Annotated in this window: 15 protein-coding genes; 7 read left to right on the top strand and 8 right to left on the bottom strand. The window is 67.9% G+C overall.

Annotated elements, in window-relative coordinates:
- Positions 1 to 157: 157 nt before the first annotated feature.
- From ASE63_RS20435 to ASE63_RS20420, 4 genes are read right to left on the bottom strand one after another with little or no spacing between them, the layout of a single operon-like run.
- Positions 158 to 763 carry a glutathione S-transferase N-terminal domain-containing protein gene (locus ASE63_RS20435; RefSeq protein ID WP_056805700.1) on the bottom strand — a complete coding sequence of 202 codons (606 nt, stop codon included), beginning with the start codon at positions 761 to 763 and terminating at the stop codon, positions 158 to 160.
- Positions 764 to 791: 28 nt separating this feature from the next.
- Positions 792 to 1,643, bottom strand: coding sequence for a 23S rRNA (adenine(2030)-N(6))-methyltransferase RlmJ (gene rlmJ, locus ASE63_RS20430; protein ID WP_056805697.1), 852 nt, complete (start codon positions 1,641 to 1,643; stop codon positions 792 to 794).
- 31 nt (positions 1,644 to 1,674) lie between these two features.
- On the bottom strand, positions 1,675 to 2,301 hold the full coding sequence (locus ASE63_RS20425; RefSeq protein WP_056806166.1) for a ribonuclease T2: 627 nt from the start codon (positions 2,299 to 2,301) through the stop codon (positions 1,675 to 1,677).
- A 57-nt stretch (positions 2,302 to 2,358) separates the two neighbouring features.
- Positions 2,359 to 2,832 (bottom strand): hypothetical protein, encoded by a 474-nt coding sequence (locus tag ASE63_RS20420; RefSeq protein WP_056805693.1) that lies wholly within the window; start codon positions 2,830 to 2,832, stop codon positions 2,359 to 2,361.
- A gap of 221 nt (positions 2,833 to 3,053) precedes the next feature.
- Here ASE63_RS20420 and ASE63_RS20415 point away from each other — a divergent pair, with 221 nt between their 5' ends.
- Positions 3,054 to 3,689, top strand: coding sequence for a pyridoxamine 5'-phosphate oxidase family protein (locus ASE63_RS20415; RefSeq protein WP_056805690.1), 636 nt, complete (start codon positions 3,054 to 3,056; stop codon positions 3,687 to 3,689).
- A 115-nt stretch (positions 3,690 to 3,804) separates the two neighbouring features.
- On the opposite strand, the gene ASE63_RS20410 is transcribed toward ASE63_RS20415, so the two are convergent.
- Together ASE63_RS20410 and ASE63_RS20405 are read right to left on the bottom strand one after the other, a co-directional pair.
- Complete coding sequence (locus ASE63_RS20410; RefSeq protein ID WP_056805685.1) at positions 3,805 to 4,935, bottom strand: iron-containing alcohol dehydrogenase; 1,131 nt, start codon at positions 4,933 to 4,935, stop codon at positions 3,805 to 3,807.
- Positions 4,936 to 4,998: 63 nt separating this feature from the next.
- Positions 4,999 to 5,886, bottom strand: a complete 888-nt coding sequence (locus ASE63_RS20405; protein ID WP_056805682.1) for a DMT family transporter — start codon at positions 5,884 to 5,886, stop codon at positions 4,999 to 5,001.
- Between the two features lie 141 nt (positions 5,887 to 6,027).
- Here ASE63_RS20405 and ASE63_RS20400 point away from each other — a divergent pair, with 141 nt between their 5' ends.
- The 6 genes from ASE63_RS20400 (at position 6,028) to ASE63_RS20375 (ending at position 12,095) form a co-directional block, all read left to right on the top strand.
- Positions 6,028 to 6,345, top strand: a complete 318-nt coding sequence (locus ASE63_RS20400; RefSeq protein ID WP_056806163.1) for a metalloregulator ArsR/SmtB family transcription factor — start codon at positions 6,028 to 6,030, stop codon at positions 6,343 to 6,345.
- Positions 6,345 to 6,905: an SRPBCC family protein gene (locus tag ASE63_RS20395; RefSeq protein ID WP_056805679.1), complete on the top strand. Its 561-nt coding sequence runs from the start codon at positions 6,345 to 6,347 to the stop codon at positions 6,903 to 6,905. Before ASE63_RS20400 ends, ASE63_RS20395 begins: the two co-directional genes overlap by 1 nt.
- Positions 6,906 to 7,082: 177 nt before the next feature.
- Positions 7,083 to 9,842 (top strand): hypothetical protein, encoded by a 2,760-nt coding sequence (locus tag ASE63_RS20390; RefSeq protein ID WP_056805678.1) that lies wholly within the window; start codon positions 7,083 to 7,085, stop codon positions 9,840 to 9,842.
- A gap of 66 nt (positions 9,843 to 9,908) precedes the next feature.
- A complete protein-coding gene (locus tag ASE63_RS20385; protein WP_056805675.1) occupies positions 9,909 to 10,943 on the top strand; it encodes a TAXI family TRAP transporter solute-binding subunit in 1,035 nt (344 codons plus the stop codon).
- On the top strand, positions 10,940 to 11,566 hold the full coding sequence (locus tag ASE63_RS20380; RefSeq protein ID WP_156410506.1) for a hypothetical protein: 627 nt from the start codon (positions 10,940 to 10,942) through the stop codon (positions 11,564 to 11,566). Before ASE63_RS20385 ends, ASE63_RS20380 begins: the two co-directional genes overlap by 4 nt.
- 25 nt (positions 11,567 to 11,591) lie before the next feature.
- Positions 11,592 to 12,095: a hypothetical protein gene (locus tag ASE63_RS20375; protein WP_056805669.1), complete on the top strand. Its 504-nt coding sequence runs from the start codon at positions 11,592 to 11,594 to the stop codon at positions 12,093 to 12,095.
- 759 nt (positions 12,096 to 12,854) lie between these two features.
- Here the strand turns inward: ASE63_RS20375 and ASE63_RS20370 are convergent.
- Together ASE63_RS20370 and ASE63_RS20365 are read right to left on the bottom strand one after the other, a co-directional pair.
- Positions 12,855 to 13,385, bottom strand: a complete 531-nt coding sequence (locus ASE63_RS20370) for a winged helix DNA-binding protein (protein WP_056805665.1) — start codon at positions 13,383 to 13,385, stop codon at positions 12,855 to 12,857.
- 81 nt (positions 13,386 to 13,466) lie between these two features.
- Positions 13,467 to 14,462, bottom strand: coding sequence for a TRAP transporter substrate-binding protein (locus tag ASE63_RS20365; RefSeq protein WP_244491494.1), 996 nt, complete (start codon positions 14,460 to 14,462; stop codon positions 13,467 to 13,469).
- Between the last annotated feature and the right edge of the window lie 25 nt (positions 14,463 to 14,487).

The raw sequence follows: 14,487 nt of genomic DNA, 5'->3' as shown, positions 1-14,487 counted from the left end.
GTTTTTTGTTGCCTGGACGACGGCGGACAGGTCTCGGCGGCCGAAACGACGTTCGGATTCGAGGCGATGGGTGCAGGCCGCCGTCATTCCGGCTCGCCCTGCAGGCGTCCCGGAATGACGGCGTGCTCCTTGGCGCGGCAGCCGGTGCGCCGGGCCCTCAGCCCTTGAAGCGGGTCGCCTCGAAGGCCGGGACCTTGGCGGCGAAGGCGTCGAGCCAGGCGACGAGGCTCGGATGGTCGGCGCGCCAAGCCGCGGCGAAGCGCAGATCGAGATAGCCAAGCGCGCAGGCGAGCGCGATCTCGCCGATTCGCGGCCGGTCGGCGAAGGCCGGCGGCGCGGCTTCGAGCGCGGCGAGTGCCCGCGAGACCTTGCCCGACTGGTTGGCGACCCAGGCGTCGTTACGCGCCTCTTCCGGGCGGAAGCGGATTTCGTAGACCTGGAGCAGCGCCGCATCGGCGAGCCCATCCGCCAGCGCCTGGAGACGCAGCTGCGCGAATCGCTCCGAGCCGGCCGGGAAGAGGCGGTCGCCGCCGGCGAGATGGTCGAGATACTCCACGATGACGCGCGAATCGAACAGGGTGGTGCCGTCCTCGAGCACGAGCGTCGGGATCTTGCCGAGCGGGTTCTGCTGGCGCAGCGCCTCCGCGGGATCGGTCGTGTCGGCGGCGACGATCTCGATGCGATCCATCAGGCCGAGTTCGATGGCCGCCATCTTGACCTTGCGGCCGAAGGGCGAGGCGGGGGAGGAGCGCAGAACGAGCATGGCGAGACCCTGAATCGAAGAGCGGTGGTCAGCCGTCCGGACGGATCGGCTCGCATAGATAGCGCGGGCGCGGCCCCTGGGCGAGGCGCTCCGTCAGCGCGGGCAGCAGTATCCGCGCCTCCTCCGCCAGCAGCCAGGGCGGATTGACGACCAGCATGCCGGTCGCGCTCAGGCCGCCGGCAGCTTCCGGCCGGTCGACATCGATCTCGAGCCGCAGCAGCCGCCCGATCCCGGCAAGGGCCACGCTGTCGAGCAGGCGTTCGATCGCGCGGCGCTCCTTGAGGGGATACCAGAGCGCGTAGATGCCGGTCGGCCATTTGCGATGCGCGGCGATGAACTCGGCCGTCAGCGTCTCGAACTCGTCCTTCTCCTCGAAGGGGGGATCGATCAGGACGAGCCCGCGCCGCTCCTTGGGCGGGACATTGGCCCGCAGGGCGTTCCAACCGTCGATGGCCAGCGCCTTGCAGCGGTCGTCGCGGCCGATGATCTGCACAAGTCTCTTGTATGTCTGCGGATGCAGCTCGGCCGCGATCAGGCGGTCGTACGGGCGCATCGCCTGCCGGCAGAGCCAGGGCGAGCCCGGATAGGCATCGGCGCCGTAGAGGCTGCGCGCGGCACCGACCGCATCGCGCCAGGGCTTGAGCAGTGCCTCGACGGCGGGGGCCAGCGGCGAACGGTCGAGCCGCGCGACGCCGTCCTTCCATTCGTGCGTGCGCAACGCCTCCTCGGAGCCGAGGTCGTAGCGGCCGGCGCCGGCATGGGTGTCGACAACGCGATAGGGCGTAGCCTTGCCGTTGAGGTGGGCGAGGATGCGCATCAGCACGACGTGCTTGAGGACATCGGCGAAGTTGCCGGCATGGAAGCCGTGGCGGTAATTCATCCCGCGCTCTTACGCGGCTTTGCGCCGCCTGTCAGCGCGGCGCGACGACGGTGATGTCGCGCTGGCGGCAGCCCGAACGGTCGACCTCCTGGCACATCTGGAAATTCCGCAGGTCCTTGCTCAGGCAGATGCGGACCTCCTGCAGCACGCCGCGCCGGCAGGCGACGGACATCATGTCGGTGCGCAGGCCGGGATTGGCGACGACGAAAGCGCGCTCGAGATCGATCGCGGCCCAGTTCTGGTCGCGCTCCGCCTTGGCAAGGACGGGGGGAATCACGATTTTCTCGCGGGCGCGCCTGACATCGGCGAAATAGTCGCTCGGGCTCGAGCCCGAGCAGGTGCCGTGCTTGCGCCACTGGTAGCGGGCCAGGCTCTCGGTCGGAAACAACCCTTCCGCCTGCTCCAGCGCGATGCGCGAGGGCGTGCGCCCGGCAGGGCCGCAATCGCTCGGATAGCCGCGCTCTCGCTGCGGCCAGAGACCATGGACCACGAAGCGCAGCCCGGCGCCGTCCGCGCATTGCTCGCGGTTGCGGCTGCGGTCGCCATCGAGCTCGCAGAAGCCCGGCGACCAGGACAGGGCCAGCACATAGAAGTCGAAATCGCCCGGCGCGCCGCCGCCGCGTTGATTGAAGCCCTGTGCCTGGGCCGCGCCGGCCAGAAGGCCGAGCACGCCCAGCAGACGCAGGCAGAACCGCGCAACCGTCACGGAGGAAGCTTACCTCTCGGGGCCGGGGCGGGCCATCTGGCAGTCGGGTGCGTAGCTGCGGTGGCGATCGAGCCCGCTGACGCACCAGTTGACGTTCCAGGTCCAGCCGAAGAGGCCGAGATTCTCCCGCACCGAATAGTCGACCCGGTGCCAGCTGCCGTCGTTCAAGGCGACGCGGCCGGTGCAGAAGCGGCGCGGGATGAAATCGGCGCCCCAGGAGCGGAAGCCGATCGGCCTGATCCGGTCATAGGCGACGGCCTGGAGCGGGCCCCAGAACTTCGCCTCGCGCGAATTGAACCAGCTTGTGATCTCGCCGAGCACGGCGGGGTCCTCGCAGGCGGGCAGATTGCCGTACATCGGGATGATGCGGTTCTCGGCACGGTCGGCCGGGGGGACATAGCGGGTGCCCGACGCGTTCGCCGCGGCCGCCGTTGCGATCACGGCCAGGGAGGCGAGGGCTGTTCGGAGCAATGCGCGGCGCATGGGGCAAGGCCTCGTGCAGAATGCAATAATCGATGTCACACGATGGCTGGCGCAGCGTCACGGGTCAAGGCGCGCGGGCGGGTTCGGCGCAACTCGGCGGGCGCTGTGGCATTTCGATCCGGCGATGCACAGGCGGGCCGATGCACAGGCGGCATGGCGGCCCGGCTGGCGCGGGGCCGCCCGATCGACGACACTTGTAGCAATCCCCGGAGGAGGAAGACATGGCTGCAGAGCTCGACGATCCCGCAACGCGCATCGCAGACCAGGCGGAACTGAGGGCGCATATCGGCGTGCTTCATCCGCTGGCCGAGCGCAAGGTCATCGACCGGCTCGACAGCTTCTGCCGGGACTTCATCGCGCTCTCGCCGTTCCTGGTGCTGGCGAGCGCCGATGGGGCCGGGCGGGCGGATGCCAGCCCGCGAGGCGATGCGCCGGGCTTCGTGCAGGTACTGGACGATCGCACGCTGCTGATCCCTGACCGGCGGGGCAACAACCGCGTCGACAGCTACGGGAACATCCTCTCCTCGCCGGGCGTCGGGCTGATCTTCATGGTGCCGGGAATCGCCGAGACGTTGCGCGTCAACGGCCGGGCGCGGCTGACGCGCGATGCCGATCTGCTGGAGGCCTCGACGGTGCAGGAGCGCACGCCGACGCTCGGCCTCGTGGTCGAGGTCGAGGAGGCCTTCTTCCATTGCGGCAAGGCGCTGATCCGCTCGAAGCTCTGGGATCCGGCCTCGCAGGTCGAGCGCGGTTCCTTCCCGACGCTCGGCCGGATCGTTTCGGAGCAGACCAAGGGCATCAGCGTCGAGGAGGCCGAGGCCAACCTGGCGGAGGCCTATCGCACGCGGCTGTATTGATGTAGCCGATGGCCGTCATTCTCGGGCGGAGCGAAGCGAAGGCCCGAGAATCTCTGGACGATAACCCGCTGGTTTGCGAGATGGTCGGGGCAAGCCCGACCATGACGGAGGCCCGTCAGAAAGACGCTTCCAGCATCGCCGCATAATCGGCGGCGGTGGCGGGGCGCGGGTTGGTCGCGCTGGAATGGTCCTTGGTCGCCGCTTCGGCGATGGCCGGCACGACGCTGCGCGGCACGCCCATCGCGGTGAGGTTCGCCGGCAGGCCGAGGTGTGCGGTCAGGCCGGCCAGCCATTCCGCGAGGTCGGCATCGGCGCTGAGCCCGAGCACGCGGCGGATCTCCGCATATTTCTCCTGCGCATGCGAGGCGTTGAAGCGCAGAACCGCCGGCAGCAGCACGGCGTTCAGCGTGCCGTGATGCAGCGAAACCTCCTTCAGCCCGCCGAGCGGGTGGGAGAGCGCATGCACGGCGCCGAGGCCTTTCTGGAAGGTCAGGCCGCCCTGCAGGGCCGCCATCATCATCTCCTTGCGGGCCTCGCGGTCCGAGCCGTCCTTGACCGCGCGCTCGATATGGGCGGCGGCGCGCTTCAGCCCGTCGAGGGCGATCGCCTCGGCCGGCGGGTTCTCGCGCGGGCTGAGATAGGTCTCGATGCAGTGGGTGACCGCGTCCATGCCGGTCGCGGCGGTCAGCCAGCCCGGCAGGCCGAGCGTCAGTTCGGGATCGCAGATCGCGAGCTTCGGGATCAGATGCGGCGCGATGAAGCCGAGCTTGCGGCCGTCCTTCAGCGTGATCAGTGCGGCGCGGCCGACTTCGCTGCCGGTGCCGGACGTCGTCGGCACGGCGATGACGGGTGCGACCGCGGCGGTGATCTTCGGAATGCCGCCGAGGATCGCGGCATAGGTTTCGAGCGAGCCCGGATGGGTCGCGAGCAGTGCCACACCCTTGGCGAGGTCGATCGGCGAGCCGCCGCCGATGGCGACGAGCCCGTCGCAAGCATGCTCGCGATAGGGCGCGAGCGCAGCCTCGACCGCCTCTTCGGTCGGGTTCGTCGGCGTGCCGTCGAAGACCGGGGCGCTGGCCAGAAGCGCGGACGAGCCCTTCACCGTCTCGACGATGCCTGCGGCAACGATGCCCTTGTCGGCGATGATCAGCGGCTTCTTCACGCCGAGGCCGGCTAGGTCCGCCTCGATGCCGGCGATTTCGCCGAAGCCGAATTTCACGGTGGTGAGATAGGTGATCAACGCCATGTTTGTGTCCTTCGCCAGCTGGGCAGAGCCTAAAGTGTCGCGTGTCGAGTGTCGCGTGCGCGGTCAGGGCAGATCAAGCGCGGCTTTCGCCGGGGCTGAGCGCCGTTCGAGCAGGAGCAAGGCGAGCCCGGCCGCGACGATCAGGGCGGCGCCCGTCAGCATCGCCGGCGTCGGCCAGTCGCCGAAGAAGAACCAGCCGAAGACCAGCGCCCAGACGATGAGCGTGTATTGATAGGGCACCACGACGGAAGCCTCGGCCAGCTTGAGCGAGCGCGTGACGCAGAGATGCGCGCCCATGGCGACGACGCCGAGCAGGGCGATGAAGGCGGTGTCGGCCAGGCTTGGCGTGACCCAGCCGAAGGGCAGCAAGGCGATGCCCATCACCAGCGCGCCCAGCGTCTGCCACGCGACGAGCGTCACGTCGGGCGTGCCGCGCAGCTGGCGCCCGGCCACCATCATGCCGGCGAAGAGCACGGAGCCGACGAGCGCGATCAGCGCCGGCATCGAAAGGCTCGCGCCGGTCGGGTCGAGTGCGATCGCGACGCCGACGAAGCCGATGGCGACGACGAGCCAGCGCCCGGCATCGACACGCTCGCCGAGTAGAAGCGCGGCCAGGATCACCACCCAGATCGGTGCCGCGAGCCAGATCGTCATCGTGTCCGCCAGCGGCAGATAGGAGACGGCGAGGTAGAACAGCGCCACCTCGCCCGAGCCGAAGAGCACGCGCAGGACCTGCAGCTTGGGCTTCTCGGGCTTCAGCGTGCGGCGCAGCCCCTGCGCGAAGACGAAGGGCAAGATCAGCAGCAGCGCGGCGGCGCTGCGGATCAGCAGGACCTGGCCGACGGTATAGGTCGCGACCAGCCATTTCCCCATCACGTCGTTGAGGGAGAACAGCAGGATGCCGAGCAGCATCATGACGATGCCGGCGAGGGAAGCGTTGCGGATGGGCATGCGTGAAGACCGTGAAAGGAGCCTCGCAATGGCCGAACGGCCCGCCCGATTCAAGGGTCGGCGCCGCCGAGGGGGCAGACCGAAAGCGCCGCACAATAATTTGATATTGACTTAATTAAGTTAATGGCGAAATATACGGCCATGGACAGTTTCGCCGCCCTTGCCGACCCGACCCGCCGCCGCATCGTCGAGATGCTGGCGCAAGGCGCGCTTTCGGCAGGGGAGATCGGCGAGCGGTTCACGGTGTCGGCCCCGGCGATCTCGCAGCATCTCAAGACGTTGCGCGAGGCCGGGCTGGTGACGGTCACGGTGGCCGGACAGCGGCGGATCTATGAGCTCGATCCTGCCGGCATCGACGGTTTCGACCAATGGGTCAGGCGCGTGCGCGCCTTCTGGCCCGAGAGGCTGGCGGCTCTCGAGGCCGCCCTGCAGCAGCCCGATCCGGGCGAGGAGGCGTGATGACGCAGGTTGCAACGATGGGCACTTACGGCGTGGTACTGGAAAGCGGCGCGGTTCGCTTCGAGCGGCTGCTGCCCGGGCCGATCGAGCGGGTCTGGGCCTATCTCACGGAAGGCGAGAAGCGCGCGACCTGGTTCTGCGGCGGCAGGACCGAGCCGCGCACCGGGGGCAAGGTCGAGCTGTTCTTCAAGCATTCGCAGATCACCGACGAGCGGCCGCCTGAAGAATACCGCAAGATGAACGACGAAGGTTCTATGATGGGCGGCACAGTCACCGCCTGGGAGCCCCCGCACCGCCTGTCTTTCAACTGGCAGGGCGTGGGCGAGCCGGATTCCGATGTCGAGATCGAGCTTGCGCCGGAAGGCGACAAGGTCCGCCTCGTGCTGACTCATCGCCGGCTTGCGACCAAGGCGCGCATGGCCAATGTCTCGAGCGGCTGGCACCTGCATCTCGGCCTGCTGGAGGACCAGCTCACGGGGGCGAGGCCCCGCGGATACTGGTCCATCCATCCAGCGCTGATGGCCGAGTACGAGCAGCGCCAGCGCGACCTGCCGCTCTGAAAAACGCTGGTCGGGCAGCGCCGTGGCAGGCGGCGCTGCTACTTCTGGTGGATATGGCGCGGCGTCGTCATTCGGGATAACCTGACCGCGACCGGCCGTGGGATGACGATGGGCCGGTGGATGCGAAGTGGAGACCGGATGGCCTGACGATATCCCTGAAAGACGGGCGTCCCCTGCATGCGCCACGCGATCGAAACCGCGCCTAAGGACGGGCACTTCGTCATCCTCGAGGATGACGCGAGCGGTGCCTGCGACGTGGCTCGATGGTCGGTCGAGGAAGGGGGATGGGTCGGGAGGAACAACGCGCCGATCAAGCTCACGCCGACGCATTGGCACCTGGTGGCGCGCGATGCCTATCTCAAGCGGGACGACGAAGCAGAGCACACGACATTCCGCAGGTTCAGGGCGGCCGGGCGGCGGCTCTTCCTGCCGGCTGTGGGTCTCGGCGCGGCGGCGATGCTGCTGCTCTACGTCTACACGCAAGATTCAGGGTGGTGGTTCAAAGGCGGAAGCGGCGTCGTTGCCGATAGCGGCCGGTCGCAAGGCCCGGACGCGAGGGCGGCCCTCCCGGACGCCGCGCAAGCGGTAGCCCGCGCGCCGGCGGAGGCAACGCCGGAGCGGCAGTCCCAGCAGGCCGAGGCTCTGACGCAGGAACTCGACAAGGCCCGGCGCACCATCGAGCGGCTGGATGCGCAGCTGCGGGCAGAGGCACCTACGAACGAACAGGCGCTCAAGCAGGAGCGCGAGCGGGCGGCCGTCCTGGCTCGGCAAGTCGCGGCGACGCGCCAGGAGCTGACGGAGAAAGCGGAGCAGCAGCGCAGGGGGCTCGAAGAAGAGCGTGGCCGCAACGCCGTGCTTGCGAGCGAACTCGCGACGGCGCGGCGCGAACAGGAAACGCAGCTGGCGCAATTGCGCCAGGCGAACAGCGACACGGTTCAGTCCGGGCGAGCGGAGACCGCGAAGGCCGAGCAATTGCTCGAGCAGGAGCGTCAGCAGGCGGCAGCGCTAGCTCGGCAGGCGGCGGCTGCGAAACAGGATCTGGACGCAAGCACGGCGCAGCACCGCCAGGCCCTCGACGACGAGCGTGCCCGCAACACTGCGCTTTCGACCGAGCTGGCGACGGCGCGGCGTGAACTGGAGACGCAAACCGCGCAGCTGCGCCAGGAGAGCCGCGATACGGTTCAGTCCAGGCAGGCAGAGGCCGCGAAGGCCGAGCAATTGCTCGAACAGGAGCGTCAGCAGGCGGCCGCGCTGGCTCGGCAGGCCGCGGCTGCGAAACAGGATCTGGACGCAAGCACGGCGCAGCACCGCCAAGCCCTCGACGAGGAGCGCGCCCGCAACGCTGCGCTTTCGACCGAGCTGGCGACGGCGCGGCGTGAGCTGGAGACGCAAACCGCGCAGCTGCGCCAGGAGAGCAGCGAGACGGTTCAGTCCAGGCAGGCGGAGGCCGCGAAGGCCCAGCAATTGCTCGAACAGGAGCGCCAGAAGGCGGCGGTTGCGAAGCAGGAGCTGGACGCAAGTGCGGAGCAGCACCGCCAGGCACTCGACGAGCAGCGCGCTCGCAACGCCGCATTGGCGAGCGAGTTGTCGGCGGCACGCAGCGAGATCGAGACGCAAGGCGCGCAGTTGCGGCAGCTGGGCAACGCAGCGGCGCCGGCCCGTCAGGACGAGGCCGCGAGGACCGATCCGTTGCCCGAACTCGAGCGCCAGAAGGCGGTGGCCCTCGCCGAGATCGCGACCCTGCGGCAGGAGCTGAACGCGGCCACGACGCAACATCGCCAGACGCTCGACGAGGAGCGTGACCGGAACACCGCGCTTTCGGGTGAACTGGCGGCGGCACGGCGCGAGCTCGAAACGCATTTGGCCCAGCTGCGCCAGGCAAACAGCGAGGCGACGCAGTCCCAGCAGGCGGAAGCCGCGCGGGCCCAGCAATCAGTCGAACAGGAACGTCAGAAGGCGGCCGCGCTGGCTCAGCAGGCGGCGGCAGTGCGGCAGGAACTGGAAGCTCAGGTGGCGCAGCTGCGCCAGGCGAACAGCGAGGCGGTTCAGGCCAGTCGGGCAGAGGCAGCAAAGGCCGGACAACTGCTCGAGCAGGAGCGCGGCCGCAGCACGGCATTGTCGAGCGAGCTCTCGGCGGCACGCAGTGAGATGGAGGCGCAGGCCGCGCGGTTGTTCCAGGCCAACAGTGATGCGGCGCGGTCCAGGCAGGAACAGGTCGCAACAGTCGAGCAACTGCTCGAACAGGAGCGTCGGAAAGCGGCTGACCTGGCTCAGCAGGCGGCTGCAGCGCGGCAGGAGCTGAGCGCCAGCGCGGCACAGCATCGCCAGACCCTCGATGAGGAGCGCGGCCGCAGTACGGCATTGGCGAGCGAGCTGTCGGCCGCCCGCAGCGAGATCGAGACGCAAGCCGCACAGCTGAAGCAGGCGAGCAGCGAGGCCCAACAGCTGCAGCAGGCAGGCGAGCGCGCAACGGCACTGCTTGGCCAGACATTGCAGGAGGAGCGCGACAAGGCCGCGGGTTTGATGCGGGATCTCGAGGCGGCGCGGCGGGCGCCCGATCCGCCCGCCCAGTCGGCGCCTGCGACGAGCGCCCAGCCATCCCAGCCGCCGCAAGCCGCCGAGGCGGCAGCGACGACGCTGCCTGTTGTAACCGAGGCCCCGAGCAGCTCGGAAGCGACGCGGTTGCTCGCTCGCGCCAGCGTGCTGCTGGGCCAGGGCGACATAGGCTCGGCGCGGATCGTGCTCGAGCGCGCCGCCGAGATGGGCAGCGCGCGGGCTCATTTCATGCTCGCGGAAACCTACGATCCGGGCGTGCTGTCCTCATGGGGCACCTATGGCACGCGGGGCGAAGTGGCCCGGGCGCGCGCGCTTTACGAGAAGGCGCATGCTGGCGGCATTCAGGAGGCGAAAGATCGATTCAACGCCCTGCCTCGGTGAGGCGCCCGGCGAGAAGCATGTCCCATGCGGAGAGGTTGATTTCGGCGCACGAGAGGGAGTTCAGGAATGACAATACTTCCGAGACGTCACTTGCTTCTGCTGGCTGCCTTGACTGCGCTCGTTGCCGGGTTCCACCCGGTTGGTCTTTCCGCGCAGACAGCGAGAGGGGATGCCCCTGTTTCGCAGCGCCGCGCCCCGTCCCACCAGACGGAGCTGGAAAAGACCAATGCCTGGACCGTCGGCCTCGCCGCGGGATTGCTGGAGGGGGCGCCGCTCCGGCTGGGCGCCGAGATGGCCCGTGTCGTCGATGACGGGGCAAACCTGCATCTGCTGCCGATCGTCACCCGAGGTCCGACCGAGAACGTGAATTCGCTGCTCTATCTGCGCGGAGTCGATACGGCGATCGTCAATTCGGACTCGCTGGAGGAGTATCGCATCGCGGTGCCGAATATCCGCAAGCGGATCACCTATCTGCTGAACCTCTTTCCGTCCGAGCTTCATATCTTCGTCCGGCCGGAGATCGAGAAGCTCGAGGACCTCGCCGGCAAAAAGGTCAACTTCAACACCCAGGGCACCGCTGCCGCCTATTCGGGACCGCTGATCTTCAGCCGTCTCGGCATCGATGCCGAAAAGACCTTCATTCCCCATCCGGTCGCGCTGGAGCAGATGCGCAAGGGCGAGATGGCGGCCGTGGTGTTCATCACCTCGAAGCCGATCGACGCTTTCGTGCGCGGGAAGTTCGATCCGGGCTTCAAGTTCCTGTCGGTCCAGTACGATAGGAAGTTCGAGGACTACTATCTTCCTGCGGTGCTGGAGGCGGGGGAGTATCCCGGGCTGATCAAGCAGGGCGAGCGGGTGCCGACCATCGCCGTGCCGACCGCGCTGGTCGCCTTCAACTGGCCTGTCCAGACCAACCGCTACCAGCGCGTCGCGCGCTTCGTCGATCTCCTGTTCTCGCGCATCGACAAGCTGCAGGGGCCGGGCTTCGACCCGAAATGGAAGTCGATCAATCTCGCGGCCACCGTTCCCGGCCTCGACCGCTTCTCGGCGGCGCAGGACTGGCTGGACAGGCAGCCGCGTGCCGCGCGGGCGTCGCAATGAAGGGAGTCTTCCTGTCCATGGCGCTGGAGTGCGTCAGCGGGGTCGCGCTGGCACAGGGGGGCGACGACCCGATGGCGGCCCTGCGCTCATGTGCGGCGCTGGAGCCAGCGGCGCGGCTCGAATGCCTCGACAGGCTGTCGCGCAGCATCGGCCCGACCGAGACCCCGGCGCGCGGCAGCGACAACTGGGTGGTCAGCCAGATGTCCTCGCCGGTCAATTACGCGCCGATCGTGACCGCGACCACCCATGCGCGCGGCGGCTCGGGAAACGCGCTGACGCAGCTTTCGATCGCCTGCCGGGCAGGTCGCACCGAGCTGATCGTCTCGGGTTCCGGGCTGCCCGGTGCTGCCACCGAGTTCACCGCGACCTATCGGGTCGATGACGGCCAGCCTCGGCATCTCCCGGCCGTCTCCCTGGCCACCGGAAGCGCCGCCGCCCTGAAAGGTGACATCGTGCAACTGCTCTCGTCGCTTCCGGACGACGGCGATCTCGACATACGCCTTCTGCCCCGCCCGGGGGCGGTCCTCGAGGGGCGCTTTTCCCTCGCGGGGCTGAAGCCCGTGCGGGAGAAGATCGCCGCGGCGTGCAGGTGGCCGAGCGCGGTCAGACAAGCAAATCCCTGATCCTCGAACCGATGGAGATGCAGTGATGACTATCGGGAAATATGTCGGCCTGGCTGCTCTGATCGGTTTTGCGGCTCTCTCCGGCGCCGAGATGCCTGTCTCGGCGCAGGATGCCAAGCAAACCGCCGTGCAGATATCGAAGCGGACCGATCCGGAAGCGAAATCTCACCGGCTCGTCCTGCAGGTCAACACCAACGACCCGGCAACGATGAATCTTGCGCTCAACAACGCCCAGAACGTGTCGCAATACTACAAGGATCTCGGCGAGAAGGTCGAGATCGAGGTCGTGACCTTCGGTCCTGGCCTGAACATGCTGCGCGAGGACACCTCTCCGGTGAAGGCGCGGATCAAGTCGATCGCGGCGAGCACGCCGGGCATCGCCTTCAGGGGCTGCGCCAATACGCAGGAGAACATGACCAAGGCCGAGAACAAGGAGATCACCCTCATTCCCGAGGTCTCGATGGTGAAATCCGGAGTGGTCCGCGTCATGGAACTGCAGGAGCAGGGCTGGACCTATGTGAGGCCCTGAGCAAGCTTTGTTGCGCTGCCAGGGCGACCGGGTTCTCACAGAAGCACGAAGTCATCCCGGGCAAGCCGGGGTGACAGTGTTTTTCCGTTTCGGATCAATGGCCTAATGTCGTCATTGCGAGGAGCGCAAGCGACGCGGCAATCCAGGGGGGCAGAGCCCTGCGGCCGGTCGATTGCTTCGCTTTCGCTCGCGTCGATGGCAAGCCCAGCGCGCCTGCCTGATCGCAAAGTTATCCCCGCCCTCGAAACCGCTGCCTATTCTCCCCTCGCTCCGCCCGACCAAGGGGGCTGTCGCGAGGCGTCGTGCGGCCGGGCGGGGTAGCGGTGTTCATGGCCGGGGCCGTCGCGGGCTTTCCGGCCATGGAGGTGCCGTTCGTCGTCCGGGCCGAACAGGCAGGCGCGGGTCCTTTGCCGGACTCTCAAGCGACGACGGACCCCCAGAGAACCGCGCGCGGGACGAGGAGGGCGGCCGGTCGCGCTGCTCGACTTCGACTCGACATCGACTATCGGCTCGCAGCCAGTCGACTGCGACGCCCTCATCGTCCCGCGCATCCCCTCAGGGTTCGCCGGAAACCTCGCGGCCTCGGCCGGCGGGGCTTTCCGTGCGCACTCCGTCATTGCGAGGAGCAAAGCGACGAAGCAATCCGGGGGGACGTGGAGCGCTGCCGCCCCTGGGTTCCTTCGCGGAGCCTGTCTTGCTTGCCAAAGGCAAGACCCGTGCGCTCAATGACGGGAGTGCCGATGGGGGTCGGGACCCGCTCTACAGGCTCGCGGCGGCCCTTGCGGCCTGGTCGTACTGGCCCGACAGCGAGCGCATGGCAGCGGCGATCTCGGAGAGGCGCTTCGGGTCGATGCCGGTGCCGAGCACCGACCTGACCAGGAGCTGCTCGCGGATCTGGGCATAGCGCCGGCAGGCGTCTTCGCCCGCAGGCGTGACGGAGACTGTCTTCTCCTTGCCCTTGCGGCCGGACTTCAGGAGCTTGAGGCGCTCGAGCTTCTTCAGCGCGTAGTTCACCAGATGCGTGTCCTCGATGTTGAGGACGAGGCAGATGTCGGCGAGGCGCTTGGGCTTGGACCGATGGTTGACGTTGTGCAGGACCAGCACGTCGAGCGGCGAGAGATCGGGCACGCCAGCGGCTGCCATGCAGCGGACCATCCAACGCTGGAAGGCATGCACCGTCATGGTCATGGCGAACTCGAACTCCGAGAGGGCCGGCATCGCGCCCGCGGCCAGATGGCCGGAGGAGACGATGGGGCCGAGTTCGCTTACGTTCGGTGAGGTATCGGGCATTCAGTCGCTTGCAAAATGGGTCGCGGGGAACCCTCTCTCCTTAGAGGAGAGAGGGGGCCGCAGTCTTCAGGGCGTATCGCCTCACATCTTCTTGTAGGCGTCGATGATGGCCTGGCCTTCGGCGCCGGCCTTCTTCAGCCAGTCGGCGGTCAGGGTGTCGCCGGCCTTCTTGAAGCCGGCCGCCAGCTCGGGGCTCGGGGCCTGGACCTTCATGCCCTTGGCCTTGAGCTGGTCGAGATACCAGCCGGCCTTTTCCTGCCACATCTTCCAGCCGCGCTCCTCGGCCGTGGCGGCGGATTTGAGGATCGCGTCCTGCGTCGCCTTGTCGAGGGCGTTGAAGGCTGCCTTGTTGACGAAGGTGGCGTCCTTCGGGATCCAGGCCTGGGTGTCGTAGAAATGGGTCAGCGTCTCCCAGGCCTTCGAGTCATAGCCGGTGCCGCCCGAGGACATGAAGGAGTTGACGACGCCGGTGGCCAGCGCCTGCGGCAGCTCCGCCGCCTGGATGGTGACCGACTGCATGCCGAACAGCTCGCCGAGGCGCGTCGTGCCGACATTGTAGGAGCGCCACTTCAGGCCTTTCAGGTCGTCGGGCGTGTTGACGTCCTTCTTGGTGTAGACGCCCTGCGGCGCCCAGGGGACCATGAACAGCAGCTTCACGCCCTGGCTGTCGAGCTTCTTCTCGACGGCGGCCTTCGAGGCGGCATAGAGCTTCTTCGATTCCGGGAAGGAGGAGGCGAGGAACGGCACCACGTCGATGCCGAAGATCGGGTCCTCATTCTCGTGGATCGAGAGCAGCACCTCGCCCATCTGGGCCTGGCCGGTCTGGACGGCGCGCTTGATCTCCGGCGCCTTGAACAGCGAGGCGTTCGGGTGGACCGTGATCGTAAGCTTGCCGCCGGTCGCGGCCTCGACGTCCTTGGCGAAGAGGACGAGGTTCTCGCTGTGCGGGTTGTCGGCCGGGTAGGCGGCCGGCAGGTTCCACTTGGTCTGCGCCATTGCGCCACCAGCGGCGAGCGCGAGCGTCCCGGCCGCGACGCCGACCGCCAGAAGGCCCTTCATGAATTCGTTGCGCGTCATCTTGCTTTTCTCCGTTCCCGTTATT

The organism is Allobosea sp. Root381 (assembly GCF_001429395.1).
In the GTDB taxonomy this organism is placed as follows: Bacteria; Pseudomonadota; Alphaproteobacteria; order Rhizobiales; family Beijerinckiaceae; genus Allobosea.
The sequence above is the reverse complement of the archived record's forward strand: the minus strand, read 5'-3'. Positions and strand labels throughout refer to the sequence as shown.

What these genes read in the sequence shown, in the direction of transcription:
- ASE63_RS20410 (WP_056805685.1), bottom strand. Translation starts at nt 4,935, where the DNA reads ATGGCGTTGATCACCTATCTCACCACCGTGAAATTCGGCTTCGGCGAA.
- ASE63_RS20400 (WP_056806163.1), top strand. Translation starts at nt 6,028, where the DNA reads ATGGACAGTTTCGCCGCCCTTGCCGACCCGACCCGCCGCCGCATCGTC.
- ASE63_RS20385 (WP_056805675.1), top strand. Translation starts at nt 9,909, where the DNA reads ATGACAATACTTCCGAGACGTCACTTGCTTCTGCTGGCTGCCTTGACT.
- ASE63_RS20390 (WP_056805678.1), top strand. Translation starts at nt 7,083, where the DNA reads ATGCGCCACGCGATCGAAACCGCGCCTAAGGACGGGCACTTCGTCATC.
- ASE63_RS20395 (WP_056805679.1), top strand. Translation starts at nt 6,345, where the DNA reads ATGACGCAGGTTGCAACGATGGGCACTTACGGCGTGGTACTGGAAAGC.
- ASE63_RS20380 (WP_156410506.1), top strand. Translation starts at nt 10,940, where the DNA reads ATGAAGGGAGTCTTCCTGTCCATGGCGCTGGAGTGCGTCAGCGGGGTC.
- ASE63_RS20370 (WP_056805665.1), bottom strand. Translation starts at nt 13,385, where the DNA reads ATGCCCGATACCTCACCGAACGTAAGCGAACTCGGCCCCATCGTCTCC.
- ASE63_RS20365 (WP_244491494.1), bottom strand. Translation starts at nt 14,462, where the DNA reads ATGACGCGCAACGAATTCATGAAGGGCCTTCTGGCGGTCGGCGTCGCG.
- rlmJ (WP_056805697.1), bottom strand. Translation starts at nt 1,643, where the DNA reads ATGAATTACCGCCACGGCTTCCATGCCGGCAACTTCGCCGATGTCCTC.
- ASE63_RS20420 (WP_056805693.1), bottom strand. Translation starts at nt 2,832, where the DNA reads ATGCGCCGCGCATTGCTCCGAACAGCCCTCGCCTCCCTGGCCGTGATC.
- ASE63_RS20375 (WP_056805669.1), top strand. Translation starts at nt 11,592, where the DNA reads ATGACTATCGGGAAATATGTCGGCCTGGCTGCTCTGATCGGTTTTGCG.
- ASE63_RS20405 (WP_056805682.1), bottom strand. Translation starts at nt 5,886, where the DNA reads ATGCCCATCCGCAACGCTTCCCTCGCCGGCATCGTCATGATGCTGCTC.
- ASE63_RS20435 (WP_056805700.1), bottom strand. Translation starts at nt 763, where the DNA reads ATGCTCGTTCTGCGCTCCTCCCCCGCCTCGCCCTTCGGCCGCAAGGTC.
- ASE63_RS20415 (WP_056805690.1), top strand. Translation starts at nt 3,054, where the DNA reads ATGGCTGCAGAGCTCGACGATCCCGCAACGCGCATCGCAGACCAGGCG.